21 protein-coding genes are annotated in these 26,111 nt (G+C 67.8%); 15 read left to right on the top strand and 6 right to left on the bottom strand.

The genetic code is table 11. From position 1 onward, the window contains the following. Positions 1-19: 19 nt before the first annotated feature. Complete coding sequence (gene asnS, locus ACT53Q_RS00820; protein ID WP_476184767.1) at positions 20-1,432, bottom strand: asparagine--tRNA ligase; 1,413 nt, start codon at positions 1,430-1,432, stop codon at positions 20-22. A 72-nt stretch (positions 1,433-1,504) separates the two neighbouring features. Here asnS and ACT53Q_RS00815 point away from each other — a divergent pair, with 72 nt between their 5' ends. Both ACT53Q_RS00815 and ACT53Q_RS00810 read left to right on the top strand, forming a co-directional pair. Then, complete coding sequence (locus ACT53Q_RS00815; RefSeq protein WP_476184766.1) at positions 1,505-1,846, top strand: HesB/IscA family protein; 342 nt, start codon at positions 1,505-1,507, stop codon at positions 1,844-1,846. A 68-nt stretch (positions 1,847-1,914) separates the two neighbouring features. Further along, complete coding sequence (locus tag ACT53Q_RS00810; RefSeq protein WP_476184765.1) at positions 1,915-3,696, top strand: DUF885 domain-containing protein; 1,782 nt, start codon at positions 1,915-1,917, stop codon at positions 3,694-3,696. 111 nt (positions 3,697-3,807) lie between these two features. Here the strand turns inward: ACT53Q_RS00810 and ACT53Q_RS00805 are convergent, their stop codons facing one another. Then, the gene (locus ACT53Q_RS00805; RefSeq protein ID WP_476184764.1) at positions 3,808-5,442 is read right to left on the bottom strand and encodes a serine hydrolase; all 1,635 of its coding nucleotides are present in this window, start codon (positions 5,440-5,442) and stop codon (positions 3,808-3,810) included. Positions 5,443-5,673: 231 nt separating this feature from the next. On the opposite strand from ACT53Q_RS00805, the gene rpsF reads away from it, so the two are divergent. The 11 genes from rpsF (at position 5,674) to ACT53Q_RS00750 (ending at position 18,077) form a co-directional block, all read left to right on the top strand. After that, a complete protein-coding gene (gene rpsF, locus ACT53Q_RS00800) occupies positions 5,674-6,099 on the top strand; it encodes a 30S ribosomal protein S6 (protein ID WP_476171251.1) in 426 nt (141 codons plus the stop codon). 11 nt (positions 6,100-6,110) lie between these two features. Continuing rightward, on the top strand, positions 6,111-6,341 hold the full coding sequence (gene rpsR / locus ACT53Q_RS00795) for a 30S ribosomal protein S18 (RefSeq protein WP_055247656.1): 231 nt from the start codon (positions 6,111-6,113) through the stop codon (positions 6,339-6,341). Positions 6,342-6,473: 132 nt separating this feature from the next. Further along, complete coding sequence (gene rplI / locus ACT53Q_RS00790; RefSeq protein WP_476184763.1) at positions 6,474-6,926, top strand: 50S ribosomal protein L9; 453 nt, start codon at positions 6,474-6,476, stop codon at positions 6,924-6,926. A gap of 209 nt (positions 6,927-7,135) precedes the next feature. After that, positions 7,136-8,551, top strand: a complete 1,416-nt coding sequence (locus ACT53Q_RS00785; protein WP_476184762.1) for a replicative DNA helicase — start codon at positions 7,136-7,138, stop codon at positions 8,549-8,551. Positions 8,552-8,644: 93 nt separating this feature from the next. Continuing rightward, positions 8,645-10,141, top strand: a complete 1,497-nt coding sequence (locus ACT53Q_RS00780; protein WP_476184761.1) for an Ig-like domain-containing protein — start codon at positions 8,645-8,647, stop codon at positions 10,139-10,141. Between the two features lie 94 nt (positions 10,142-10,235). Beyond that, a complete protein-coding gene (locus tag ACT53Q_RS00775; RefSeq protein ID WP_476184760.1) occupies positions 10,236-11,183 on the top strand; it encodes an alpha/beta hydrolase family protein in 948 nt (315 codons plus the stop codon). 132 nt (positions 11,184-11,315) lie between these two features. After that, positions 11,316-12,503 carry an alanine racemase gene (gene alr / locus ACT53Q_RS00770; protein WP_476184759.1) on the top strand — a complete coding sequence of 396 codons (1,188 nt, stop codon included), beginning with the start codon at positions 11,316-11,318 and terminating at the stop codon, positions 12,501-12,503. Positions 12,504-12,522: 19 nt separating this feature from the next. Next, entirely contained in the window at positions 12,523-14,085 is a 1,563-nt protein-coding gene (locus ACT53Q_RS00765) for a cryptochrome/photolyase family protein (RefSeq protein ID WP_476184758.1), read from the top strand. 85 nt (positions 14,086-14,170) lie between these two features. Next, the gene (locus ACT53Q_RS00760) at positions 14,171-15,604 is read left to right on the top strand and encodes a cryptochrome/photolyase family protein (RefSeq protein ID WP_476184757.1); all 1,434 of its coding nucleotides are present in this window, start codon (positions 14,171-14,173) and stop codon (positions 15,602-15,604) included. A gap of 82 nt (positions 15,605-15,686) precedes the next feature. Beyond that, positions 15,687-17,162 (top strand): WS/DGAT/MGAT family O-acyltransferase, encoded by a 1,476-nt coding sequence (locus tag ACT53Q_RS00755; protein ID WP_476184756.1) that lies wholly within the window; start codon positions 15,687-15,689, stop codon positions 17,160-17,162. Positions 17,163-17,381: 219 nt separating this feature from the next. Continuing rightward, positions 17,382-18,077, top strand: coding sequence for a YiaD family glycine zipper/OmpA-like lipoprotein (locus tag ACT53Q_RS00750; RefSeq protein WP_476184755.1), 696 nt, complete (start codon positions 17,382-17,384; stop codon positions 18,075-18,077). A gap of 36 nt (positions 18,078-18,113) precedes the next feature. Here ACT53Q_RS00750 and ACT53Q_RS00745 read toward each other — a convergent pair whose 3' ends face one another. Next, positions 18,114-19,325 carry an MFS transporter gene (locus ACT53Q_RS00745; protein WP_476184754.1) on the bottom strand — a complete coding sequence of 404 codons (1,212 nt, stop codon included), beginning with the start codon at positions 19,323-19,325 and terminating at the stop codon, positions 18,114-18,116. A 378-nt stretch (positions 19,326-19,703) separates the two neighbouring features. Between ACT53Q_RS00745 and ACT53Q_RS00740 the strand changes: the two genes are divergently transcribed. Beyond that, a complete protein-coding gene (locus ACT53Q_RS00740) occupies positions 19,704-22,160 on the top strand; it encodes a DEAD/DEAH box helicase (protein ID WP_476184753.1) in 2,457 nt (818 codons plus the stop codon). 361 nt (positions 22,161-22,521) lie between these two features. Next, positions 22,522-23,379, top strand: a complete 858-nt coding sequence (locus tag ACT53Q_RS00735) for a ribonuclease H-like domain-containing protein (RefSeq protein WP_476184752.1) — start codon at positions 22,522-22,524, stop codon at positions 23,377-23,379. 528 nt (positions 23,380-23,907) lie between these two features. On the opposite strand, the gene ACT53Q_RS00730 is transcribed toward ACT53Q_RS00735, so the two are convergent. The 3 genes from ACT53Q_RS00730 to ACT53Q_RS00720 form a co-directional block, all read right to left on the bottom strand. Beyond that, positions 23,908-24,948, bottom strand: a complete 1,041-nt coding sequence (locus tag ACT53Q_RS00730) for a hypothetical protein (RefSeq protein WP_476184751.1) — start codon at positions 24,946-24,948, stop codon at positions 23,908-23,910. Between the two features lie 150 nt (positions 24,949-25,098). Further along, on the bottom strand, positions 25,099-25,626 hold the full coding sequence (locus ACT53Q_RS00725; protein ID WP_476184750.1) for an ADP-ribosylglycohydrolase family protein: 528 nt from the start codon (positions 25,624-25,626) through the stop codon (positions 25,099-25,101). Next, positions 25,599-26,048, bottom strand: coding sequence for an ADP-ribosylglycohydrolase family protein (locus tag ACT53Q_RS00720; RefSeq protein ID WP_476184749.1), 450 nt, complete (start codon positions 26,046-26,048; stop codon positions 25,599-25,601). The genes ACT53Q_RS00725 and ACT53Q_RS00720 overlap by 28 nt, the downstream gene beginning before the upstream one ends. Positions 26,049-26,111: the final 63 nt, after the last annotated feature.

Genomic DNA, 26,111 nt, shown 5'->3' with positions numbered 1-26,111 from the left:
GCTCCTACGAAAGCGCACATCAGAATTCGGCCGAGCCCGGGGCACGCGGGAACGGGATGGCGTCGCGGATGTTGGCCAGGCCGCAGACGTAGACCACCAGGCGCTCGAAGCCGAGGCCGAAGCCGGCGTGCGGCACGGTGCCGTAGCGGCGGAAGTCGCGGTACCAGCCGTAGTGCGCCGGGTCGAGGCCGAACTGGCGGATGCGCGCGTCCAGCACGTCGAGGCGTTCCTCGCGCTGCGAGCCGCCGATGATCTCGCCGATGCCCGGCGCCAGCACGTCCATCGCCGCGACGGTCTTGCCGTCGTCGTTCAGGCGCATGTAGAACGCCTTGATGTGCTCGGGATAGTTCATCACCACGACCGGGCGGCCGACATGGTTTTCGGTCAGCCAGCGCTCGTGCTCGGTCTGCAGGTCCAGGCCCCATTCGACCGGGAACTCGAACTTCTGCTTGCTGGCCTGCAGCAGCTTCACCGCCTCGGTGTAGTCGATGCGCTCGAACGGCGCGTTGACGAAGGTCTCCAGCCGGGTCACGGCGTCCTTCTGCACGCGCTCGGCGATGAAGGCCATGTCGTCGGCGCGCTCGGTCAGCACGGCGCGGAACAGGTACTTCAGGAACTGCTCGGCCAGTGTCGCGTCGTCGTCGAGATCGGCGAAGGCGATTTCCGGCTCGATCATCCAGAACTCGGCGAGGTGGCGCGTGGTGTGGCTGTTCTCGGCGCGGAAGGTCGGGCCGAAGGTGTAGACCTTGCTCAGCGCGAGGCAGTAGCCCTCGACGTTCAGCTGGCCGGAGACGGTCAGGAACGCCTCCTTGCCGAAGAAGTCCTTGCTGAAGTCGATCTTGCCGTCGCCGGTGCGCGGCAGGTTCAGCATGTCCAGCGTGGAGATACGGAACATCTGGCCGGCGCCTTCGGCGTCGGAGGTCGAGATGATCGGGGTGTTGACCCAGTAGAAGCCGTCCTCGTGGAAGAAGCGGTGGATGGCCTGGGCCAGGCAGTGGCGGATGCGGGTGACCGCGCCGAACAGGTTGGTGCGGGGGCGCAGGTGGGCGAACTCGCGCAGGTATTCCAGCGAATGCTGCTTGGGCTGCATCGGATAGGTCAGCGGGTCTTCGACCCAGCCGATCACCTCGACCGCGGACGCCTGGATCTCCACGCTCTGGCCCTTGCCCTGCGAGGCCGCCAGCGTGCCGGTCACGACCACCGCACAGCCGGCCGACAGCCGCTTCACCTCGGACTCGAAATTCGGCAGGGCGTCGGTGGCGACGATCTGGATCGGCGCGAAGCACGAGCCGTCGCTGACCTGAACGAAGCTGAGCGCGGTGGAATCGCGCCGGGTCCGCACCCAGCCCCGGACCGTGACCGTGCTGCCGATGCCGGGGGTCCCGGCCAGCGCGTCCCGGATGCTCGTCGCCTTGACACCACTGAAAGCCATGCCTTGAATTCCTGCGCCGGAGCGCCGATCTGTGGGAAGTCGCCAAGTTTAACTGACGCTACAATCCCCGCCATGGCCATCTCCCTCGCTCCCGCCGCCCTCGACCGCATCCGCGACTACCTCGCCGCCGACCCCGCCGCCCTCGGCCTGCGCTTCGGCGTGAAACGCACCGGCTGCTCGGGCTGGAGCTATGTCGTGGACCTGGCGAAGGACCAGCGTGACGGCGACGCCGTCAGCGAGCAGGACGGCGTGCAGGTCTTCGTCGATGCCGACAGCCTGCCGATGGTCGACGGCACCGAGATCGACTTCCTGAAGCAGGGGCTGAACGAACAGTTCGTGTTCCACAACCCCAACGTGGCCGGGGAATGCGGCTGCGGCTCCAGCTTCACCACCGACGCCGACCGCGCGGCCTGACTTCCGTCCCATCCGGTCCGTCGCACCGGGGCGTTAGACTCGGGCGATCACCCGTGCCGGAGTCGTCCATGTCCCGTCCTTCCCGTCGCCGGGCCGCCTGTGCGGCCTTGGTGCTGACCGCCGCGTCGCTGCTGGCCGGTTTCGCCTCCGCCGCCGCGCCCGCGTCCGACGCCGCCGCCCGCCTGAACGCCTTCTTCGCCGCCGAGTGGGAGCGCGGCCTACGCGAGCATCCCGAGGGCGCCTCGTTCCAGGGCGACCTGCGCTTCAACGACCGCTGGAGCGACAACAGCCTGAAGGCCATCGCCGACAGCGAGGCCGAGGACCGGGCGGCGCTGAAGACACTGCAGGGCTTCGATCGCGCCGCGCTGTCGCCGGCCGACCAGCTGAACTACGACACCTACCTTTGGGAACTGCAGCAATCCATCGCCCGGCAGAAGTTCCGCGAATACCTGCAGCCGGTGTCGCACCAGGGCGGCGTCCAGACGCTGGACGGGGTGCAGGAAGGCCTGAGCTTCGCCGGCGCCAAGGACTACCGCGACTGGCTGGCGCGGATGCGCGCGGTGCCGACCGTGGTCGACCAGACGATGGCGCTGATGCGCGAGGGCGTGAAGGCCGGCAACCTGCCGCCGCGGGTGCTGATGGACCGCGTGCCGGGGCAGATCGCGTCGCAGGTGGTCGCCGATCCCGAGCAGAGCCCGTTCTATCGCCCGTTCAAGACCATGCCGCCGTCGATCCCCGCCGCCGAGCGTGACGCCCTGCGCGCCGAGGCGCGGCAGGTGGTCGCCGAGCGCATCGTGCCGGCGTATCGCCGCTTCCAGACCTATTTCAACGACCAGTACCTGCCGAAGACCCGCGCCGACATCGCCGCGAGCGCGCTGCCGGACGGCAAGGCCTACTACGACTTCCTCGCCGGCTACTACACCACGACCTCGCTCACCGCCGACGAGATCCACGCCATCGGCCTGAAGGAAGTCGCGCGCATCCGCGGCGAGATGGAGAAGATCAAGGCCGAGGTCGGGTTCCAGGGCTCGATGGCCGAATTCTTCACCTTCCTGCGCACCGATCCGCGGTTCTTCGAGAAGACGCCCGAGGCGCTGCTGCAGCGCTATCGCGCCACCGCCAAGCGCATCGATCCTGAACTGGTGAAGGTGTTCCGCACGATCCCGCGCCAGCCCTACGGCGTGCGCCCGATCCCCGACAACATCGCGCCCGACACCACGACCGCGTACTACCAGCAGGGCGCCGCCGATGGCAGTCGCGCCGGCTTCTACTACGTGAACCTCTACAAGCCGGAAGTGCGGCCGACGTGGGAAATGATCCCGCTGACCCTGCACGAGGCCGTGCCGGGCCACCACTTCCAGTTCGCGCGCGGGCTGGAACTGCCGGACGCGCCGATGTTCCGCCGCACCGCGTATTTCGTGGCCTACGGCGAGGGCTGGGGCCTGTACGCCGAGCAGCTCGGCTACGAGATGGGGCTGTACCAGGATCCCTACGACCGCATGGGCCAGCTGGCCTACGAGATGTGGCGCGCGGTGCGCCTCGTCGTCGACACCGGCATGCACGCCAAGGGCTGGACTCGTGCGCAGGCGATCGCCTACTTCAAGGACAACAGCCCGAAGACCGACCAGGACATCGTCAACGAGATCGATCGCTACATCGGCACGCCGGGGCAGGCGCTGGCGTACAAGATCGGCCAGCTGAAGATTTCCGAGCTGCGCGCGAAGGCCGCGCGCGAGCTGGGGCCGAAGTTCGACCTGCGCGACTACAACGACGCCGTGCTGGAAACCGGCTCGGTGCCGCTGGAGACGCTGGAGAAGCACATCGACGCGTGGATCGACGCCAGGCGTTGATGCTTGACCCGTAGAGCGGAGCGCAGCTCCGCTACCCAGTCTCCGGAGGAGTGGCAGCGGAGCTTTGCTCCGCTCTACCGAAACAATCCGGCAATCAAAGGCTTTCGCTCGTCACTTCACCGGCGTCAGCACCAGATCCTGGAAGTCGAAGCTGAAGTCGGTGTTGGGCGAGATCGCCTCCATCCGCGCCTCGACCGGCTTGCCGTCGGCATCCAGCGAGAACGTGAGGAAGGCATCGGCGTTGAGCCAGCGTTCGTCCCAGCGGACGATGAACGCGTCGTTCTGCCAGTGTTCCAGCGTGCCGGCCAGCGACTTCGTGCGCGAGAAGCGCAGGCGCAGGCGGTCGCCCTCGCGGGTGACGATCACGTCGCCGTACCACGGGTCGCGCCATGTGCCGGCGTAGGCGTCGAGCGCGCGCGAGGGCGTGCGCCGGCCGGTGCGCGCGGCGACGTGCCGGTTCCAGCTGTCGTCGGCCTTGGCCTGCGATTTCGCCAGTGCGGCGCCGTAGGCGGCATTCCAGTCGGTCTTCGGCGCACCGAGGTAGGCGTCCAGCACGCGCAGGGTGATCGCGTTGAACGCGCCGCCCAGTTCGGCATTGGTCAGCACGACGACGCCCAGCCGCTTGCCCGGCACCAGCGTCACCCGCGAGACCATGCCCGGCCAGCCGCCGGTGTGCCAGACCAGCCGCTCGCCGCGATAGTCGGAGGTCATCCAGCCCTGCGCGTAGCCGAGGAAGTTCGGCCGCGCCGGCGCCAGTTCCGGCACGGACGGCGTCGGGATCGGCATCGGCGTGACCATCTGCCACATCGCCTGCTGGCTCTTCTCCGAGAACAGGCGATGCTCGGTGCCGGCCGCGTCGCGGTAGACGCCGCCGGCCAGCTGCATCCGCATCCACGCAGCCATGTCGTGGACGCTGGAATACACGCCGCCCGCGCCGGAGGCGTTGTGCCAGGTCAGCCGTGGCGCCGCTTCCAGCGTCTTGCCGTCGGCCAGCGCGTAGCCGGTGGCGGCGGGGTCGCCGGGGCGCAGGGCATCGCTGTTGTAGCGGGTCGACGTCATCCCCAGCGGGGTGAAGAACCGCTGCTGCAGGAAGTCGGCGTAGGACTGGCCGCTGGCCTGTTCGATCACCATCTGCGCGGCCGCGAACAGGATGTTGTCGTAGGCGTAGCGGTCGCGGAAGCCGCCCTTCAGCGGCACCTGGCCGAGCCGTTCGACCACGTCGCGGGTGGTGTAGTCGGTGGTCGGCCAGTACAGCAGGTCGCCGGCGCCGAGGCTCAGGCCGCTGCGGTGGGCCAGCAGGTCGCGCAGCCGCAGCTCGCGGGTGACGGTGGCGTCGGCCATGCGGAACCAGGGCAGGTGGTCGACCACCCGGTCGTCGAGGTCCAGCTTGCCTTCCTCCGCCAGCAGGTACAGCGACGCGGCGGTGAAGGCCTTGGTGTTCGAGGCGATGGCGAACAGGGTGTTGCCATCGACGGCGGGGCCGCCCGTGGCCCGCTCGCCCCAGCCGCGCTCCAGCACCACGTGGCCGTCGCTGACCACCGCGACCGCGATGCCCGGGACCTGGAAGGTCTTGCGGACCGCATCGATGTAGGCGTCGAGGTCGTCCAGCCCGGCCGGCAGCGGCGCGGCGGTGGTCGGCGCGATGGCGGCGGGCGGCGGATCGGCCGCCGGCACCGCGGCGGGCGCGAGCGAGACGGTCAGGGCGAGGGCGAGCATGGCGGGGCGGAGGCGGATCGGACGGGACATGGGCGCGGGTCGGGCCGGAAAGGCGCCACTATGTCGCGGAACGGCCGGACCGGGCAGTCCCCGGCGCGGCCGGCACCCGGCGATGTGTCGGTCGATTTGCGCCCAAGTGCTTGAACCTGCCATACTTTCCGGCTCCCGTTCCGACGGGAGACCTTGCTCCACCGCTGCCGTTCCGGCGCAGGGGAGCTTTCGGACCGCAATCCCGCGGCCGATATCCACAAGGAAACCGCAATGCGTCATTACGAAGTCGTGTTCATGGTCCACCCGGACCAGAGCGAGCAGGTGCCGGCGATGGTCGAGCGCTACAAGTCGCTCATCGAAGGCGGCAGCGGCAAGATCCACCGTCTCGAAGACTGGGGTCGCCGCCAGCTCGCCTACCCGATCCAGAACCTGGTCAAGGCCCACTACGTGCTGATGAACATCGAGACCGATCTCGCTGTTCTCAACGAACTGGTCGACACCTTCCGCTTCAACGACGCGGTCCTGCGTCACCTCGTGATCAAGCGCGACGGCCCGGACACCGAGCAGTCCCTGATCATGAAGAACAAGGACGACAAGGACAAGGCGGAGAAGGGCGAGCGTCGCCGCCGTGACGACGACGGTGCGGTCGGCGTTGCCGACAGCGAAGAAGCCGCCGAACCCGCCGCCGAAGCCTGAGGAGCCCGACCATGTCCAAGTTTTTCCGCCGCCGCAAGTTCTGCAAGTTCACCGCCGAGGGCGTGAAGGAGATCGATTACAAGGATCTCAACACCCTGCGCCAGAACCTCACCGAGAACGGCAAGATCGTGCCCAGCCGCATCACCGGCACGAAGTCGAAGTACCAGCGCCAGCTCGCGACCGCCGTCAAGCGCGCGCGCTTCCTGGCCCTGATCCCGTACACGGACAACCACAACGTCTGATCGTTCATCCCGAGCGCAGCGAGGGACCTGCTTTCCGGCGGGTCCCGTGTCTCCGCTCGCTGACGATCCACCGTCCATTCGGACAGCCCCCAGTTGCGGCGCGATCGCGTCGCTAACGAATACGGAGTCATCATGGAACTCATTCTGCTGCAGAAGGTCGTCAACCTCGGCAACCTCGGCGACAAGGTCAACGTGAAGCCGGGCTACGGCCGCAACTTCTTGGTCCCGCAGGGCAAGGCCGTGCCGGCGACCGCCGCCAACGTCGCCGCGTTCGAAGCCAAGCGCGCCGAGTACGAAGCCAAGGCCAAGGCCCTGGGCGACGAGGCCGAGAGCCGCCGCGGTGCGCTCGAGGGCGTCAGCGTCACGATCAAGGCCAACGCCTCGACCGAAGGCAAGCTGTACGGCTCGGTCGGCCCGCGCGACATCGCCGAGGCCCTGACCGCCGCCGGCCACAAGGTCGGCAAGTCGGAAGTCATCATGGGCGAAGGCCCGCTGCGCCACATCGGCGAACACGAAGTCCTCGTGCACCTGCACGCCGACGTCGAAGTGCCGGTCAAGGTCGTCATCGAGCCGGAAGCCGCGTAAGCCGCTTCCCGCCTCACCGCAACACCGGAACGGGCGCCGCAGGGCGCCCGTTCCGTTTCCGGCGTCTCGTTCCGTGAGACCCGGATGCGGTGAGTTATCCACAGCTTGTTCCATCGCGGGTCCACAGGCGGGGTCCGTACGATGGCCGTATCCCCCGTGTCTCCCTTCCATGATCGCTTTCGTCCGGCGATCCGGAGCAACTCCTTCCGATGGCCTTCCGTCCCAACGCCTACGGCGACCAGCGTCGCCGCGACACCTTCGGCGATGCGCGCGTCGACCAGTTGCGCGTGCCGCCGCAATCGATCGAGGCCGAGCAGGCCGTGCTCGGCGGCCTCATGCTGGCGCCCGACGCCTACGACCGCGTCGCCGACCGGCTCAACGAGGAAGATTTCTACCGGCGCGACCACCAGCTGATCTATCGCGCCATCCGCGAGCTGGCCGAGAAGAGCAAGCCCTACGACGCGGTGACGCTGGGCGAGTGGTTCGAGTCCAACGGGCTGGTCGAGCAGGTCGCCGGCGGCGCCTACCTGATCGAACTGGCCAGCACCACGCCTTCGGCCGCCAACATCACGGCCTACGCCGAGATCGTCCGCGACAAGTCGATCCTGCGCCAGCTGATCGAGGCCGGCACCGGCATCGTCAACGACGCCTTCCAGCCCGAGGGCCGCGACAGCGACGAGATCCTCGCCAAGGCCGAGCAGGACGTGTTCGCGATCTCGGAAATGCGCGCCCAGGGCCGCACCGATTTCGTCGCGATCAACAAGGCGATGGCCGAAGCCTTCGACGTCCTCCAGACCCGCTACCAGAACGGCGGTGGCGTCACCGGCCTGCCGACGGGCTACACCGAATTCGACGAGATGACCGCCGGCCTGCAGCCGACGGACCTGATCATCCTCGCCGCGCGTCCGGCGATGGGCAAGACCACGTTCGCGCTGAACATCGCCGAACACGCCGCGATCAAGACCAAGAAGGCGGTCGCGGTGTTCTCGATGGAAATGTCGGCCGCGCAGCTCGCGCTGCGCCTGATCTCCGCGAACGGCCGCGTCAACGCCACGCGCCTGCGCACCGGCCAGCTGGAGGACGAGGACTGGAGCCGCGTCAGCGGCGCCATCCGCATGATCAAGGAAACCAAGATCTTCATCGACGACACGCCCGGCCTGTCGCCCGAGGCGCTACGCGCGAAGGCGCGCCGGCTCAAGCGCGAGCACGGCCTCGGCCTGATCGTGATCGACTACCTGCAGCTGATGGCGGTGCCCGGCAACACCGAGAACCGCGCGACGGAAATCTCCGAGATCTCGCGTTCGCTCAAGGGCCTGGCGAAGGAGCTGAGCGTGCCGGTGATCGCGCTGTCGCAGCTCAACCGCTCGCTGGAAACCCGCGCCGACAAGCGCCCGGTGATGGCCGACCTGCGCGAATCCGGCGCCATCGAGCAGGACGCGGACATGATCGTCTTCATCTATCGCGACGACTACTACAACAAGGAAACCTCGCCGGACAAGGGCCTGGCCGAGATCATCATCGGCAAGCAGCGTTCGGGCCCGACCGGCTCATTCAAGCTGAAGTTCTTCGGCGAATACACCCGCTTCGACAACTTGGCGTTCGATGCGGTGGGGAGTTTCGAGTAGCCAACAGAGGCCCGCATATTGGCGACGAATGGCGGGTTTGTGACGATGCTGTCGGGCTAGAATCAGGCGGCATTGTCTCGGGAGGGGGCGCACATGCAGAAGACTTGGCTGATACTGGTATGGTCGTTGTGTGTGCTCATGACGCTCCTGGCGCCTGAGGCTCACGCGCTCGGTACTCTGATTCCTGCCCAGGCCCGGCGAGATATGGTGCATGACGGGGCCAGAGACCGGGTCTACATCACCAACGGTGCCGAGGTGCTCCGGTATGACGTAGGGAGCCAGGCGTTCCTCTCGCCCATCCCTCTGGGCGGAAATCTCATCGGGATGGATCTTTCCGTCGATGGCAAGACGTTGGCCGTTGCGGATGGATACTCGGACGGTATTTCGTTGTCCGTCTATCTCGTGTCGCTGGATGATCTCGATGGTCTGGCCTATACGGCGATCAGAAAGATGTCGACGCCGCTGGATTTTTACGAAGGCGGGGTATGGTCGGTGGCGTTCGCGTCGAACAACCACCTGTATGTCACTTCGCAGTTCCTCGGTTCCGGCTGGGTGCCGATGCGATGGCTGGATATCGATACCGGTGTCTGGACGCCGATTGCAAGCGTCCGACAGAATTCCATGGTGTCCGCCAGCGGCGATGCCCAGACCATTGCGTTCGCCGAAAGCAATATTTCCGACGGTGAATGGGGGTTGGTGGATGTGCCGACCGGAGGAGTCGTCCGGCGCTACGGCTATACCAACGGGACCTCGTGGTTCAATTTCGAGATCGCATCGGACTCCCTCGGTGCTCAATTCGCAATTCCCACCTATGGCGGCACGTTCGTCTACGACGATGTCTACCAAAAGGTGGCAAAACTTGGCACGTACGCGGGGCCTCAACCCATCGGAGGCGCATACCACCCCGTGCAGCGGCTGGCTTACTTTCCCTGGGCGCAGACGCGCGAGGTTCGCGTTGTCGAGATGGACGGATTCACGACCATCGCTTCACTCGATTTCGAGAATGATTTCAGCTTTACGGGAAATTCTGCCTATGGTGGCGGTCGCACGAGGATTTCTCGTGATGGGTCTCTGTTGATGGTGTCTGTGTCCGGAGGCGTTAGGATATTGAGAATGTATGCCCCTCTGGATGCGCCTTCGGCTGTCGGGCGCACACTGCCCAACAGTACTGTCTCGATGACACTTCCCGGCACGATCGGTAACAAAGACACGCTCAGCTACTCGCTCGCCGAGGCGCCGCAGCATGGCCGTGCTTCGATCTATGGCGACGTAATCACTTACCGGCCCGCTCTGAATTTCGTTGGGACAGACACGTTGCGCTATCGCGCCCAATACGGCCTTGCATGGAAGGAGGGCGTGTTGACCATCGTGGTGGATGAGGAAAATTCCACACCGACAGCACATGATGTTGATCGCAATAGCGATCCGTTGCACGTGCCCGCGCTTCAGATTCCGAGCCTGCGGCGAACCCCCGTCAAGGAAAATCGATTCGTTTCGTTGCGCCCAACCGCTGGCACGGCTCTGCCGTATTCAGGTACGCAGTATCGGATGGGAAAGGCGACATTTCGTGGGACTGTTGCGTTTCGGTGACCTGCCCTTGGTTTGAATCGGCATCGTCAGAACTCGCAGCTATTCACATTTTCCTGATCTTTACAGAGTCCAATCGACTCTAGGAGAAGCATGCATGGACGTGTTCGAGCGGATCGGCCAGAAGTACAACTGGTATCCCAACACCGCGATCGCGCTTTGCGCGATTTCCTATGACGGGCTGCACGAGATCCCGCCCGAGGTCGCGTCGTCGACCGGGCTGACGGTGGTCTGGGGGCCGGTGGAGCTGCGCGACTGGGAGGGCATTTCCTACAGCCGCGCCTTCGTCGCCGGTGACGCGAGCACCGGCGAATATTTCGCGGTGATCCGCGGCACCAACTTCGAAAGCCTGAGCAGTTGGCTGAAGCAGGATTTCGACCTCGACAAGGCCGTGCCTTTCGGCCAGTTGCCCGGCGACCCGCCGAACGTGCCGGCCGATGCGCTGATTTCCAAGGGCACGTTCAACGGCATGTCCGACCTGCTGCGCCTGCGCGACAAGGATCGCGGCAACACCTCGCTGCTGGAGTTCCTGGACGCGCTGAAGCCGCGCTTCCTCTACGTCACCGGGCACAGCTTGGGCGGCACGCTCACGCCGACCCTGTTCGCCTACCTCAACGCGATGCTCTACGGCGGCGGACCGGCGCACAACATGGCGCTGTGGTCGTTCGCGGGACTCACGGCGGGCGGCACCGGATTCAATGCCTACTTCAACCACATCCTGCCGAACGATCAGGGTTTCCTCTGGCGCTTCCACAACACCCTCGACATCGCCCCGTTCTGCTGGTGGGATTTCGACGGGTTGAAGAAGGTGTACGCCCCGTACGGCCTGTACTGGGACTTCGTCGACAAGGACCTCGTCGCCGACCTGTTCCAGGATGCCGCGGCGGCGGGCATCGGCTACGCGCACCCGCAGGCGGGGCAGGCGCTGCCGGGCGACTTCGTCCACGGCATCATCGACGGCGACATCTGGGCCGCGCAGGCGCTGCAGCAGCACCATCCCGCGACCTACCAGGCGCTGATCGCCCGGCAGTTCCCCGTCGGCTGACGCGCGGCCCGCCGCCCGCGATCGATTCGCCGGGTCGCGTCCCGGACGATGACGGCGCAGGCGCGGCCGGGAACGAGTGCAACGGACCGAATGCGCCGCGGATCGTGCGCTCCCGCCGGCTACAATCCGCGCATGCCCGACGCCGCCTTCGCCTCCGATCCCGACGCCCTGCGTCATCGCCACGCCGAGGCCAGCGACCGGCCGACGCGCATCCGCGTCGACCTCGACGCCCTCGCGCACAACCTGCACGCGCTGCGCGCCCACGCGGGCGTGCCGGTGATGGGCATCGTGAAGGCGAACGCCTACGGCCACGGGCTGGTGCCGGTCGCGCGGCATCTGGAAGCGCAGGGCGTCGACCAGTTGGGCGTCGCGTTCGTGGAGGAGGGCGTGGCACTGCGCGAGGCCGGCGTGACCGTGCCGATCCTGGTGCTGGGCGGCATCCACGCGCCGCAGGTGACGCGCTTCATCGAACACGACCTGGAGATCACGGTGTCCTCGCCGGCCAAGCTGCGCCAGGTCGAGGCCGCTGCCGAGGCGCTGGGGCGCAAGGCGGTGATCCACCTGAAGATCGACACCGGCATGGAGCGCATCGGCGTGCACAGCGAGAACGCCGGGCCGTTCATCGAGGCCGCGGTCGCGTCGCGCTGGTGCACGGTGAAGGGCGTGTACTCGCACCTCGCCTGCGCCGACGATCCGGCGTCGCCGATGACCGCGCTGCAACTCGAACGCTTCCTCGATGCCTGCGCGCACTTCCCGCGCATCGGCGCGCCGATGCCGTTGCGGCATCTCGCCAATTCCGGCGGCGTGCTGCATTTCCCGGAGACGCACCTCGACATGGTGCGGCCTGGCATCGCGCTGTACGGCGTGATGCCCGATCCCGCCTCGCACCGCACCGTCGACCTGCGCCCGGCGCTGTCGCTGGTCTCGCAGGTCGTCTACTTCAAGGTCGTGCGCGCCGGTCGACCGGTGAGCTACGGCGCGACATGGACGCCGAGCGTCGACACTCGCGTGGTGACGGTGCCGATCGGTTACGGCGACGGCTATCCACGCTCGCTGTCCTCGCGCGGCGAGGTGCTGATCCGCGGCGAACGCCATCCCATCGTCGGCCGCGTGTGCATGGACCAGTTCATGGTCGATCTCGGCCCCGGCGGCACCGCGTACAACGAGGACGAGGTGGTGCTGATCGGCCGGCAGGGCGACGCCGAGATTGCCTGCGAGGCCGTGGCGCAGGCTGCGGGCACGATCGCCTACGAGATCCTGACCGGGCTCAACGACCGCATCCCGCGCGAGTACGTCGGTGGCGCGCCACACAACGGCTGAGCCGCGCGACGCGGCGCCCGTGCGGCATCTGGTCGTCGTGCTCGGCGACCAGCTCGATCCGCACTCCGCGGTGTTCGACGACTTCGATCCCGCGTGCGACGTCGTGTGGATGGCGGAAGTCGCCCACGAGGCGACGCAGGTGTGGAGCACGCAGCCGCGGATCGCGGTGTTCCTCGCCGCGATGCGCCACTTCCGCGATGCCCTGCGCGCCCGCGGCTGGCGCGTGGCGTACCGCGCGCTGGACGCGCATGCGCACGCGACGCTGGAGGACGCGCTCGCGGCCGATCTCGCCGCGCTGCGACCCGAGCGCGTGCTCGCGGTACAGCCCGGCGAATGGCGGCTGGCAAAAGCGCTGCCCGAAGTCTGCGCGGCCGCCGGCGTGCCGTGGACCGAGCGCCCGGACCTGCATTTCCTGTGCACCATCGAGGATTTCGCCGACTGGGCGAAGGGCAAGCGCGAGCTGCGGCTGGAGTTCTTCTACCGCTGGCTGCGCAAGCGCGAGGACGTGCTGATGGCCGACGGCCAGCCCGCCGGCGGGCGCTGGAACTTCGACAGCGAGAACCGGGAATCCTTCGGCCGCCGCGGGCCGGGCATGCTGCCCGCGCCGCGCGCGTTCCCGCCGGACGCGGTGACGCGCGAGGTGATCGCGCTGGTCGAATCGCGGTTCGCGTCGCATCCCGGCGCGCTGTCGGCGTTCGACTGGCCGCTGACGCCCGAAGACGCGGACGCCGCGCTCGCCGACTTCATCGAACACCGGCTGCCGTCGTTCGGCCGCCATCAGGACGCGATGTGGGCCGGCGAGCCGTGGCTGTACCACTCGCGGCTGTCGGCGGCGATGAACCTCAAGCTGCTGCCGCCGCGCCGCGTGATCGACGCCGCGGTCGACGCGTGGCGCGCCGGCCATGCGCCGCTGGAGGCGGTCGAAGGCTTCGTCCGCCAGATCCTCGGCTGGCGCGAGTACGTGCGCGGCGTGTACTGGCTGCGGATGCCGGGCTTCCTCGACGACAACGCGCTGGGCGCCGACCAGCCGCTGCCCGGCTTCTACTGGACCGGCGACACGCGCATGGCCTGCCTGCGCGACGCGCTGCGGCAGACGCTGGACCTCGGCTACGCCCACCACATCCAGCGACTGATGGTGACCGGGCTGTTCGCGCTGCTCGCCGGCGTGCGCCCGCGCGAGATCCACGCCTGGTACCTCGCGGTGTACGTCGACGCGGTGGAGTGGGTGGAGCTGCCCAACGTGCTGGGCATGAGCCAGTACGCCGACGGCGGCAGGATGGTGTCGAAGCCGTACGCGGCGTCGGGCAAGTACATCCAGCGCATGTCGAACCACTGCGCCGGCTGCCCGTTCGACCCGGCCGAGGCAGTCGGCCCGAAGGCGTGCCCGTTCACCACGCTGTACTGGGATTTCCTCGCCCGCCACGCCGACCGCTTCCGCGACCATCCGCGCGCCGGCATGCAGTGGCGCAACCTCGACCGCCTGCCGCCGGAGCGTCTCGCCGCGATCCGCGCACGCGCGGCGGCGCTGCGCAAGGCGCTGGCGGAGACGGCGATCGATCCCGCGGCATCGCCCGCGTCCTGACCGCTTCGCCATCGCCCACGCGGCGGGTATGCTCCGGCCGACGACACGCCGGTTCCGGCGTCCGCCCCTTCGCCAGAGCGTTCCGATGCCCAACGCCCTCGTCTGGTTCCGCAACGATCTCCGCCTCGCCGATCATCCGGCGCTGCAGGCAGCGCTCGACGGCGGTTACGTGCCGATCCCGGTCTACATCCACGCGCCGGAGGAAGAGGGCGACTGGACGCCCGGCGCGGCGGTGCTGGCGTGGCGGCGGAAATCGCTGGCGGCGCTGGATGCCGACCTGCGCAAGCGCGGCTCGCGGCTGCGCGTCTTCCACTCGCCGACGCTGCAGACCCTGCAGACGCTGGCCGCCGCCTGCGACGCCGAAGCCGTGTTCTGGAATCGCCGCTACGAGCCGGCGATCGAGAAGCGCGACACCGCGATCAAGGCCGCACTGCGCCGGCAGGGCCTGCGCGTGGAAAGCTTCAACGGCGCGCTGCTGATCGAGCCGTGGAAGCTGCTCAACAAGCAGGGCGGGCCGTACAAGGTGTTCACCCCGTTCTGGCGGGCGGGCGCCGCGATGCTGTCGCTGCCGCCGTCGCGCGACGCCCCGCCGACGCTGCCGCGCACCGACGACGGCCCGCACGGTCTGTCGCTCGATGCGTTGGGCCTGGCCCCGAAACCCGAATGGGACACCGGCTTCTGGGAACGCTTCGTGCCCGGCGAGGCCGGCGCGCGCGCGGCGCTGGACCTGTTCGTCGACGCGGCGGCGATGCAGTACCTCGACGAGCGCGATCGTCCCGACCACGCCGGCACCTCGCGGCTGTCACCGCACCTGCACCACGGCGAGATCGCGCCGTGGCGGATCGTGCATGCGCTGCGCGACGCGCATCCCGGCGGCGGCAACGCGATCGACGGCTTCGTGCGCCAGCTCGGGTGGCGCGAGTTCGCCTGTCACCTGCTGCACCACTTCCCGGAGACGCCGGAGCGCAACCTCAATCCGCGCTTCGCCGATTTCGACTGGGCGCGTGTGGACCCGCGCCTGCGCGACGCCTGGCGCCACGGCCGCACCGGCGTGCCGATCGTCGACGCCGGCATGCGCGAACTCTGGGCCACCGGCTGGATGCACAACCGCGTGCGGATGATCGTCGGCAGCTACCTGTGCAAGCACCTGCGCTACCACTGGCGCGAAGGCGCGCGCTGGTTCTGGGACACGCTGGTCGACGCCGACCTCGCCAACAACACGCTGGGCTGGCAATGGATCGGCGGCACCGGCGCCGACGCCGCGCCGTACTTCCGCATCTTCAACCCGGTGACGCAGGCGGAGAAGTTCGATCCCGACGCGGCCTACATCACCCGCTGGGTGCCGGAACTGGCGAAGCTGCCGCAGGCGTTGCGCTTCGCCCCGTGGACCGAACCGCGCACGCTCGCGCGGCTGGCGCCGGATTACCCGCGCCGGCCGATCGTCGACCTCGCGCAGGGGCGCGAGGCCGCGCTGGCGGCGTACCGCGGCATCGGCGGGGACACGTCCGAGGGGCGGTGATCGATGGCGGCGGCGGGACGCGCCGCCCGCGTTGACCCGGACCCGGGCGCATGGTTCACTCGCCGCAGTTGGGGAGGACACCATGGCCGAACAGCAGTCCGCAGGCGCAGCCGCGCAGCCGTCCGAAGCGCCGCGCCGGCGCCGGGAATCCATGTCGCGGGTCGACACCGCCTGGTTGCGGATGGAGAAGCCGACCAACCCGATGATGATCACCGGCGTGCTGATGTTCGACGAGCCGATCACGCTCGCGAAACTCAAGAAGGTGATCGAGAAACGCTTCCTCGCCTACACCCGCTTCCGCATGAAACCGGTGGAGACGCCCGGCGGCATGGCGTGGCAGGACGACGAGGATTTCGACCTCGACTGGCACGTGCGCTTGTCGGCGCTGCCCGGCCGCGGCGACCAGAAGACGCTGGAGCGCTTCGCCGGCAACCTCGCGTCCAGCCCGCTCGACAAGACCAAGCCGCTCTGGCAGTTCCATCTGGTCGAGAAATACCACGGCGGTTCCGCGCTGGTGTCGCGCATTCACCACAGTTACGCCGACGGCATCGCGCTGGTGCAGGTGCTGCTGTCGCTGACCGACACCACGCCGCATCCGGAGAAGGGCACGCCGCTGTCGAAGGCGTGGCTGAAGAAGGACGGCGCGAAGGTCGCCAACCGCGTCGGCGCGATGGAGCGCTACGCCAAGCTCGGCGCGAAGGCGTTCGAGAAGGGTATGGACATGTACCGCGATCCGACGCTGGCCGGCGTGCTGGCGAAGGAGGGCGGGGAGATCGCCCGCGAACTGGTGCAGGCGCTGGCGCTGCCCGACGATCCGCCGTCGCTGCTGCGCGGCCGCCTCGGCGTGAGCAAGCGCGTGGCCTGGGCGCCGCCGCTGGACCTGGAGGAAGTGAAGGCCGTCGGCCGCGCCTGCGACTGCACGGTCAACGACGTGCTGATGGCTACCGCCACCGGCGCGTTGCGCGACTACATGATCGAACGCGGCGAACAGGTCGACGGCCTCAGCCTGCGCGCCACGGTGCCGGTCAACCTGCGTCCGCTGGAACATGCGCGCAAGCTCGGTAACCACTTCGGCCTGGTGTTCCTCGACCTGCCGGTCGGCCTCGGCAATCCGATCCGCCGGCTCGAACACGTCGCCGAGTGCATGAAGCAGCTGAAGAACTCGCGGCAAGCCATCGTCGCGTACGGCCTGCTCGCCGCGCTGGGCATGACGCCGTCCGGCGTGCAGGAACTGGCGCTGGAACTGTTCAGCCGCAAGGCGACGGCGGTGGCGACCAACGTGCCCGGCCCGCAGCAGCCGCTGTACCTCGCCGGCAGCCGCATCCGCGAAATGATGTTCTGGGTGCCGCAAACCGGCTCCATCGGCCTCGGCCTGTCCATCCTCAGCTACAACGGCCGCGTGCATTTCGGCCTGATCGCCGACGCCAAGCTCATCCCCGACCCGCACGCCGTGATCCAGCGCTTCGGCGCCGAGTTCGAGAAGTTGCTGTACCTCTCGCTGATGGGCGACTGGGAACAGCCGCTGAACTCTGTGGCGGCCGAAGCAATGATGAGCTGACGCCCAGCTTTTCGTAGGAGCGACGTGAGTCGCGACCCCATGCGCTGTCGGGTCGCGACTCACGTCGCTCCTACCGAAGTGGGCTCCGCCGCGCCCGCACCCCGCACCCCGCACCCCGCACGCCCGACCCCGCATTCCGCCCGGACAGCGCAACGTCAGCTTCGGGCGCCCAAGGTGGCCTCGCCCACGGCCCATGGCCGATTTTCCGAGGACACCCCCATGCGCATTCCGTTCAAGACGCCCGTCGTCGCCGCACTCGCCGCCAGCCTGCTGCTCGGCGGCTGCGCCACCTACACCGGCCAGACCCGCGATCCCGACGATCCCAACCGCACCCGCAACGGCGCGCTGATCGGTGCGGCCATCGGCGCCGTCGCCGGCATCCTCAGCGGTGACGATGCGCTGGAGCGTCGCCAGCGCGCGCTCGTCGGTGCGGGCGTCGGTGCGATCGCCGGCGGCGCCGTCGGCGCCTACCAGGATCGACAGGAAGCCGAGCTGCGCCGTCGCACCGCCGGCACCGGCATCGAGGTCACCCGCGACGGCGACGTCATCAAGCTCAACCTGCCCGACGCCGTGACCTTCGACTTCAACAGCGCCGCGCTGAAGCCGCAGTTCTATCCGGCGCTCGACCAGGTTGCCGGCACCATGGCCGACTACAACCAGACCGTGGTCGAGATCAGCGGCCACACCGACAGCGTCGGCACCGACGACTACAACCAGAAACTGTCCGAGCAGCGCGCCGCGTCGGTCAGCAACTACCTCGTCGGCAAGGGCCTGATGCGCCAGCGCTTCGAAGTGGTCGGCATGGGCGAGCGCTACCCGATCGCCAGCAACGACAACGACAGCGGTCGCGCGCAGAACCGCCGCGTCGAGATCCGCGTGGTGCCGCTGACGACGACTCCGCCGGCCGGTTCCTGATCGATCCCGCGCTTCACCTCGACCGATGGCGTCCGCTCAGGGCGCCGTCGGCGTTTGCGCGGGGCGGAAGCGCAGCAAGCCCAGCGCGCACAGCGTCAGCACGCTCAGGCCCGCGCCGGTCAGGAAGGTCGCGCCGGCGCCGAGCCGGTCCCAGAGCAGGCCGGCGACCGCGCTGGCGATGAGCATCGCGATGCCCGAGGCGAGGTTGAACATGCCGAACGCCGTGCCGCGCAGGTCGGCCGGTGCGGTGTCGGCGACCATCGCCGCCAGCAGGCCCTGGGTCAGGCCCATGTGCACGCCCCACAGCGCCACGCCGGCGAGCAGCACCGGCCAGTCGCGGGCGCCGGCGAGCACGACGTCGGCGGCGACCAGCACGACCAGCCCGATCGCCAGCAGCGCGCGATGCGACATGCGGTCGGCCAGCACGCCGGCCGGGTAGGCGACGCCGGCGTAGATCGCGTTCATCGCGACCATCACCAGCGGCACCAGCGCCGCGCCGATGCCGCAGTCGGCCGCGCGCAGCACGAGGAAGGCCTCGCTGAAGCGGGCGAGGGTGAACACCGCACCGATCGCGACCACCTGCCAGTACGCGCCGCCGAGCCGCGCCAGTTGCGCCCGCGAGATGGGATTGCCGCGGCGCTTCGCTTCCGTCTGCGCCGCGGGTTCGCGCACGCCGAACAGCAGCAGCGCCACCGCCAGCAGGCCGGGGACGATCGCGACCTTGAACACCGCGCGCACGTCGCTGGCCCACAGCAGCATCAGCCCGGTGGCGATCAAGGGGCCGACGAACGCGCCCACGGTGTCGAGCGACTGCCGCAGCCCGAACGCGGCGCCGCGGATCTCCGGCGGCGTGATGTCCGCCACCAGCGCGTCGCGCGGCGCGCCGCGGATGCCCTTGCCGATGCGGTCGACGAAGCGCCCGGCCAGCACCCAGCCCAGGCTCGGTGCGAACGCGAACAGCGGCTTGGTGAACGCGCCCAGCGCGTAGCCGAACACCGCCAGCCCCTTGCGCCGTCCCAGCCAGTCGCTGACCGCGCCGGAGAAGATCTTCACGATCAGCGCGGTCGATTCGGCCACGCCTTCGATCAGCCCGACCGAGAACACGCTCGCGCCCAGCGTGCCGACCATGAACAGCGGCAGCAGGCTGTGGATCATCTCCGACGAGACGTCCATCAGTAGGCTCACGAACCCGAGCACCCACACCCCGGGCGGCATCTTCGGCAGCGATGTGCGGGCGACGTCGGCCATGGGCGTGCGGCGGAAAGCGAAACGCCATCGTAGGCGCGCTTCCGACGGTTCGTCACCCCGATCGATCCCGCACCTCGACACGACGCTCACCCGGAGCGGACTGCTGCTCGAAAGAACCGTTCCCTCGAACGAACCTTCACCCCGAGAAGAACCGTCACCCCAACAGAACCGTCACCCCGGCGAAAGCCGGGGCCCAGCTTTTGGGCACATCGAACGATCCAGCGCTGTCGAATGACCATGCAGGACGAAGAGCTGGGCCCCGGCTTTCGCCGGGGTGACGGAGAAGTGGAGGCGTTCGTCTTGTCTGCGCAACCGACGATCTCATCCCGTGAGACCTCCCCGGCGTACACCTGCCGGCCCGTCGTCCCGGTGCCGCCGATGTCCGCTGTCCCTGAACCATCGACCGAGCTGCCGTTGCTGGCCGCTGGCTTCCTGCCCGCACCCGCGCGACCGCCGACGCCCGCCAGCGGCGCGTCGCTAGCCGTGCGCCTGTCCGGCAAGTATCCCGATCGCGTGACCGGCGCGATCCACGTGCCGGGCCGCGAAGGCCGCTACGCCGAGTTTCCCGACGACCTGCCGCCGCGGCTCGCCGACGCGCTGCGTGCCCGCGGCCTGTACCGGCTCTACAGCCACCAGGCCGAGGCGTGGGCGGCGACGCAGCGCGGCGAGGATGTCGTCGTCGTCACGCCGACCGCGTCGGGCAAGACCCTCTGCTACACGCTGCCGGTGGTTGCTTCCGCGCTGCGCGATCGCGGCAAGGCGCTGTACCTGTTTCCGACCAAGGCGCTGGCACAGGACCAGGTCGCCGAACTGCTGGAGCTGACGAAGGCCGGCGACCTCGGCGTGCGCGCCGCAACCTTCGACGGCGATACCCCCGGCGACCAGCGCCAGGCGATCCGGCTCAACGGCGACATCGTCGTCACCAACCCGGACATGCTGCACCAGGGCATCCTGCCGCATCACACCAAGTGGGCGCAGCTGTTCGAGCACCTGCGCTACATCGTCATCGACGAGATCCACACCTACCGCGGCGTGTTCGGCTCGCATCTCGCGAACGTGCTGCGCCGGCTCGAACGCATCTGCGCGTTCTACGGCGCGCGCCCGCAGTTCGTGCTGTGCTCGGCGACGATCGGGAATCCGCAGGCGCACGCAGAGGCACTGGTCGGGCGGCGCGTCACCGCGATCACCGAGTCCGGCGCGCCGACCGGCGACAAGCACGTGCTGCTGTGGAACCCGCCGGTGACCAATCCCGATCTCGGCCTGCGCGCGTCCGCGCGTTCGCAGAGCACGCGCATCGCGCGCATGGCGATCAGGGCCGGGCTGAAGACGCTGGTGTTCGCGCAGTCGCGGACGATGGTCGAGGTGCTGACGAAGTACCTCAAGGACGTGTTCGACCACGACCCGCGCAAGCCCGCGCGCATCCGTGCCTACCGCGGCGGCTACCTGCCGACCGAGCGCCGCGAGGCCGAACGCGCGATGCGCGCCGGCCGCATCGACGGCATTGTCGCCACCTCCGCGCTGGAACTGGGCGTGGACATCGGCAGCCTCGACGTCGTCGTGCTCAACGGCTATCCCGGCGGCATCGCCGCGACGTGGCAGCGCATCGGCCGCGCCGGGCGCAGGCAGCAGCCGTCGCTGGGCGTGCTGGTCGCCAGCTCCGACCCGCTGGACCAGTACATCGTCCGCCATCCCGATTTCTTCTCGTCGGCGCCGCCCGAGCACGCGCGCATCGCGCCGGACCAGCCGGTGATCCTGCTCGACCACATCCGCTGCGCCGCGTTCGAGCTGCCGTTCCGCGACGGCGACGCCTTCGGCCCGGTCGAGCCGCAGGTGTATCTCGAACTGCTCGCCGAGGACGGCGTGCTGCACGCCGAAGGCGGCACGTGGGAATGGATCGCCGACAGCTATCCGGCGAACGCGGTGAGCCTGCGCTCGGTGGCCGACGGCAACTTCGTGGTGGTCGATCGCACCGACGGCCGCCAGGTCATCATCGCCGAGGTCGATTTCAGCTCGGCGCCGCTGCTGCTGTACGAAGGCGCGATCCACATGGTGCAGTCGACGCCGTACCAGGTCGAACGCCTCGACTGGGATGGTCGCAAGGCGTATGTCGTCCGCACCCACGTCGACTACTACACCGACGCCATCGACTACACCAAGCTGAAGGTGCTGGAGTCGTTCGACGGCGTGGTCGCCGGCACCGGCGGCTGCCACCACGGCGAGGTGCACGTGGTGCGGCGCGTCTCCGGCTACAAGAAGATCCGCTACTACACGCACGAGAACATCGGCTACGGGCCGGTGAACCTGCCCGACGCCGAGATGCACACCACCGCGGTGTGGTGGCAACTGCCGCAGCCGGTGCTCGACGGCCTGTTCGGGTCGCGGCAGGACGCGCTCGACGGTTTCCTCGGCGCGGCGCACGCGGTGCACACCGTCGCCCGCATTGCGGTGATGGCCGACGCTGCCGACCTGCAGAAGGCGGTCGGCAGCGGCGACGGCGCGTGGTTCGCCGCCGCCGACGCGCGCGGCCGCGGCCAGATGCGCATGGTCGGCGACGAAGCCATGCCGGACGACGGGCAGGGCGCGTTCACGCCCACGCTGTACCTCTACGACAACTATCCCGGCGGCGTCGGTCTGGCCGAACCGCTGTGGACGCGGCAAGCGGAACTGCTGCGCCGCGCGATCGAGTTGATCGACGGCTGCGACTGCGCCGCCGGCTGCCCGGCCTGCGTTGGCCCGGTGCTCGCCGTCGACGCCGCTCGCGACGCCACCGCGAAGGCGCATGCGCGGCGCGTGCTGGCGGCGTTGTCGGCCGCAGGCGAGGGCGCGAGCGGGTGATCCTCGCCACATGCGCCACATGCGCCGCCTCGCTGCCGGACTTCGGCGCCGACGACCTTCTCCTCCCCTTCAAGGGGAGGGCAGGGAGGGGATGGGGTGTTTTTGATCGGCGCGTATCGAACGCCTCGGAGATCTGCATACCCCATCCCCACCCCGACCCTCCCCTTGAAGGGGAGGGAGAACAACCGTTCGCCTTCGAGAGACGCGACCTAGCCGTCCGGTCGGGATCGATCGCCGTGTGGGGTGAACGATGCATGCCGGGTGTGAGAGTCCGTCCGCGTCGTCGCCCACGTCATCGTGCCTGCGCCTGCTTCACGCCCCTCTCCCCTCGCGGGAGAGGGGTTGGGGAGAGGGGGCGAGGATGACGCAGGCCGCCACGCTCGATCGCCTGCGCACGCTGCGTCGGCAGGCGGGGCAGGGCGCATCGCCTGTGCCTGCGGCGGCTCCTGCGCCCACGCCGCGTGCGACACCTGCGCAAACCATCGACGACCTGCGCCGGCTCCTGCGCGTGCGGGCGCCTGCGCTCGCGCGGCCCGTGCCCGACGCGCACGATCGCGCGCTCGTCGGCGAGGAGATCGCGCCGGGACTGCGCCTCGTCGAATCGCTGCATCCGTGCGGACCGTTGCCCGCGCGCATGCCGCTGACCTTCGCCCGCCGCGAGGACGGCGTCGCCACCGCCGACGTGCTGTTCTTCGACACCGAGACCACCGGCCTTGCCGGCGGTACCGGCACCCGCGCCTTCATGATCGGCGCCGCGCGTTGGACCGACGCCGGTCTGCACGTGCGGCAGTGGTACCTCACCGCGATGGCCGCCGAGCGCGACCTGCTGGCTGCCTTCGCCGGGACGCTGGCGCCCGGCACCGTGCTCGCCAGCTACAACGGCCGCAGCTACGACGCCCCGCTGCTGGCCGCCCGCTATCGCCTCGCGCGGATGGCGAACCCGCTGCCCGCCTGCGACCACGTCGACCTGCTGCACCCCGTGCGCCGCCGCTACCGCGGCCGCTGGGAGAACTGCCGCCTCGCGACGATCGAACGCCGCGTCCTCGGCATCGTCCGCGAGGACGACCTCCCCGGCAGCGAAGCCCCGGCCGCCTGGCTCCGCTACCTCCGCGGCGGCTCTGCCCGCGACCTCCGCCGCGTCGCCGACCACAACCGCCAGGACCTCGTCTCGCTGGCGGGGGTGTGGGGGCATCTGGTGGCGTGCGAGGGTGTCGCCTGAAAACACGAGGCAACGTGGTCAGTCGTCAGACCTGTAACGTCGCAGCCCCTACACATGCACATTGTTGCGGGCCGTGGGTCGCGTCCCCATCGCATATGGTCATCCCACCCCGGTTGAGGAACGAGGTATCTATCCGGCATGACGAAGGCAATGTCGCAATCCGATGGCGCTGGAACGAGGCCCACGACGATTCCTTCTTCGATGTATATCGCGATACCACGGGTCATGCAGTGATCACAGGTGACATCGCTGCGCTGCAGATCCTGCGCCCATACATGAAGGTTCCGCACAGTCGGGTCGCCCATGTTGGCGCTCTCCTTTGCGCCGGTGAAATACACCCAAGCGGGTGCGTCTCCCTTGTCATCGCGTGCCTATCGAACGGGATCGCCGAATTCGTAACGAGGCGTAAGGCCGGGCTGGTTGCTTGAGCAGTGCCCCTTCCGGGGAGCGACGATGTGTGGGCCTCACTGCACATCCCCGGGCGCAGCTTTCGGCTTTACAAAGGCTAATTCGCATCATTGTCATGAGTTAGCCAAATCCCGCCTCATAACGAAAATTCCCAAGTAATCCCCGCATCTCGTCGCCATCTAGTTGTTCGAACTCGAGAATGAGTTCTTCGCCAAGTGGTCTGGGTTTTGCTGGGCCATCGTGTGGTGCATTCTTGGTATGTCCGCGAACCCGTTCGCCGTTTGATTTTATATATGGAAGAACGACAATTCGCCCATAGTTTGTGGAATTAATACTTCCTTCGAACCAAATTGCTTCATTGTTCTCGCTTTCCGCGCTTCCGCTGCGCTCTTTCACCTGCCAACCAATGCCGTTTTTTTCGTGCCAGAAGACATAGCTGCCCCAGACTACGGCGCTTTTCCCCCTCGACAGTGCGTCTGCGAGCAATTTTTGTACTCCGCTCAGCATGAGGATGCGACTGGCTTCTGGGAGTAGAATTTGCCTGATTTCTGCTTTTGTTTTTCCGTAGTGAGCGAATTCATTCAAGCCAAAGCCGTTCGCAATAGGCGCCCGGTGTGCTCCTATTAGTCCCTTTCGATTGGCGCGGAAGGATTTTGACCAGGAGCCATCTTCAAGCTTTTTGACCAATCGTCTTTGCAATGCATTCCCTACGGCTATAGACCGTACGTAAGGATATTTTGTGAGCGATGATTCAATTTCATCACGGTATTTTTCGTCATCCGGGTGTATTTTGGCTGGAAGAATTGCCATTGGAGCCTCTGATAATCCGCGCGCACGGCCTATTGCAAGCATCAGTTCTTCTTCCTGCCGTAATCTTTTTTGTGACTGGCGTGCCTTCTGTGCTCGAAGTTGAAGCGATAGGCGGCGTTCAGCGTCAGGCTCATTAGCTAATTCTTGCTCGAACAGCGAGTTAAGTTCTAGTGCTCGCGCCTCTGCTTCTTGTTGTGTGGGAAAAGCGCGTGCAGTTATTTCGGGCGTGTCTTTCTGGTGATGCCTCCGCCAAGATGGTGGCGAGTCTCCTTTTGCCAATAAAATTTGAACAAACCAGAAATTATATCTCGGGTCGTATTCTATCCTTGCGCTTATGCATTTGTATTCCATTTGACCCTCGTCTATATTTGAATAGCCTATGATTGGGGTTTGTGGCGAAGGGGCGGTTTTGTGTCGTATTGCAGTTTGCTATTTTATTGAAATTTATATAAATCTATTAATAGCACTTCTTGTTGAAGTGAAGATAACAATATCATGCCTTCAAAAATAATTAAGCAACGGCCGATACAACACCTCCCCCCGCAACCCCTCCCGCCACCTCTCCGGAATCCCTTCCACCCCATGCATCAACCCCGCGATCCCGCCGGCGATGCAGGCGGTGGTGTCGGTGTCGTGGCCGAGGCGGATGGCGCGGCGGACGGCGCTTTCGTAGTCGGGGGCTTCGACGGCCCAGCGGGCGGAGCGCAGGGAATCGACGACGTAACCGCTGCCTTCACCGATCGGCGGGTCGTCGGGGCGGATCGACCACTCCAGTTCCTCCACCGCCGCGGGCTCGTCGGCGATCAGCGCACGCAGCGTGCGCACGGCGTCGTCCCAGGGCGCGTCGGCGTCGTCGAGCAGGCGTCGCGCCCACAGGCAGTAGAGCGCGCAGCACAGTTGCGCGCGCAGGTGGCCGTGGGTGACGAGCGACTGCGCACGGGCGTCGCGCACGAGCGCCGCGTCGTCGCCGCGATGCCACAGCGCCAGCGGCAGCACGCGCATCAGCGAGCCGTTGCCGTTGCTGTGCACGCCGTCGGGGCCGGGGCGTGCTCCAGCGCTTCGCCGCCCTTCACCGCGCGGATCGCCTGCGCGGTGGTGATGCCGACGTCGAACACGAGGCCGTCGACGGCGAGATAGCCGTCGTCGTACCAGCGCACGAGGCGCCGTGCGAAGTCGGCGAGGTCGAGGCGACCGCATGCGAGCAATGACGCCAGCAGGCACAGCGCCTGCGCGCCGTCGTCGGACCACGTGCCCGGCGGCACGCCCTTGTGCGAGCGATCGAAGCCGGGCGGCGGCGCGTATTCGATCCGGTCCGCCGGCGGAATGCGTTCCGGCGGGTTGAATTCGTAGGGCACGCCCAGCGCGTCGCCGACGAGTAGGCCGATCAGGCCCGCGGTGATGCGGTCGCGGCGGCGGGAAAGACGATCGACGGAATCGATGGTCGTCGGCATAACGCGCTCCGTGTGCGGGGGCGGCCTCGATGACGGGACCGTTCGTCGCGAAGTCTAGCCGCA

The organism is Lysobacter sp. DMC97 (genome assembly GCF_056313745.1).
This window is presented reverse-complemented; position numbering and strand designations above follow the sequence as displayed.

Excerpts from the sequence above, each read along its gene's own strand:
- ACT53Q_RS00750 (WP_476184755.1), top strand. The coding sequence starts at position 17,382 with ATGCGCATTCCGTTCAAGACGCCCGTCGTCGCCGCACTCGCCGCCAGC.
- ACT53Q_RS00740 (WP_476184753.1), top strand. The coding sequence starts at position 19,704 with ATGTCCGCTGTCCCTGAACCATCGACCGAGCTGCCGTTGCTGGCCGCT.
- ACT53Q_RS00775 (WP_476184760.1), top strand. The coding sequence starts at position 10,236 with ATGGACGTGTTCGAGCGGATCGGCCAGAAGTACAACTGGTATCCCAAC.
- ACT53Q_RS00730 (WP_476184751.1), bottom strand. The coding sequence starts at position 24,948 with ATGGAATACAAATGCATAAGCGCAAGGATAGAATACGACCCGAGATAT.
- rplI (WP_476184763.1), top strand. The coding sequence starts at position 6,474 with ATGGAACTCATTCTGCTGCAGAAGGTCGTCAACCTCGGCAACCTCGGC.
- ACT53Q_RS00785 (WP_476184762.1), top strand. The coding sequence starts at position 7,136 with ATGGCCTTCCGTCCCAACGCCTACGGCGACCAGCGTCGCCGCGACACC.
- ACT53Q_RS00760 (WP_476184757.1), top strand. The coding sequence starts at position 14,171 with ATGCCCAACGCCCTCGTCTGGTTCCGCAACGATCTCCGCCTCGCCGAT.
- ACT53Q_RS00780 (WP_476184761.1), top strand. The coding sequence starts at position 8,645 with ATGCAGAAGACTTGGCTGATACTGGTATGGTCGTTGTGTGTGCTCATG.
- ACT53Q_RS00810 (WP_476184765.1), top strand. The coding sequence starts at position 1,915 with ATGTCCCGTCCTTCCCGTCGCCGGGCCGCCTGTGCGGCCTTGGTGCTG.
- ACT53Q_RS00720 (WP_476184749.1), bottom strand. The coding sequence starts at position 26,048 with ATGCCGACGACCATCGATTCCGTCGATCGTCTTTCCCGCCGCCGCGAC.
- ACT53Q_RS00805 (WP_476184764.1), bottom strand. The coding sequence starts at position 5,442 with ATGTCCCGTCCGATCCGCCTCCGCCCCGCCATGCTCGCCCTCGCCCTG.
- alr (WP_476184759.1), top strand. The coding sequence starts at position 11,316 with ATGCCCGACGCCGCCTTCGCCTCCGATCCCGACGCCCTGCGTCATCGC.
- ACT53Q_RS00815 (WP_476184766.1), top strand. The coding sequence starts at position 1,505 with ATGGCCATCTCCCTCGCTCCCGCCGCCCTCGACCGCATCCGCGACTAC.
- rpsR (WP_055247656.1), top strand. The coding sequence starts at position 6,111 with ATGTCCAAGTTTTTCCGCCGCCGCAAGTTCTGCAAGTTCACCGCCGAG.
- rpsF (WP_476171251.1), top strand. The coding sequence starts at position 5,674 with ATGCGTCATTACGAAGTCGTGTTCATGGTCCACCCGGACCAGAGCGAG.
- ACT53Q_RS00755 (WP_476184756.1), top strand. The coding sequence starts at position 15,687 with ATGGCCGAACAGCAGTCCGCAGGCGCAGCCGCGCAGCCGTCCGAAGCG.
- ACT53Q_RS00745 (WP_476184754.1), bottom strand. The coding sequence starts at position 19,325 with ATGGCCGACGTCGCCCGCACATCGCTGCCGAAGATGCCGCCCGGGGTG.
- asnS (WP_476184767.1), bottom strand. The coding sequence starts at position 1,432 with ATGGCTTTCAGTGGTGTCAAGGCGACGAGCATCCGGGACGCGCTGGCC.
- ACT53Q_RS00735 (WP_476184752.1), top strand. The coding sequence starts at position 22,522 with ATGACGCAGGCCGCCACGCTCGATCGCCTGCGCACGCTGCGTCGGCAG.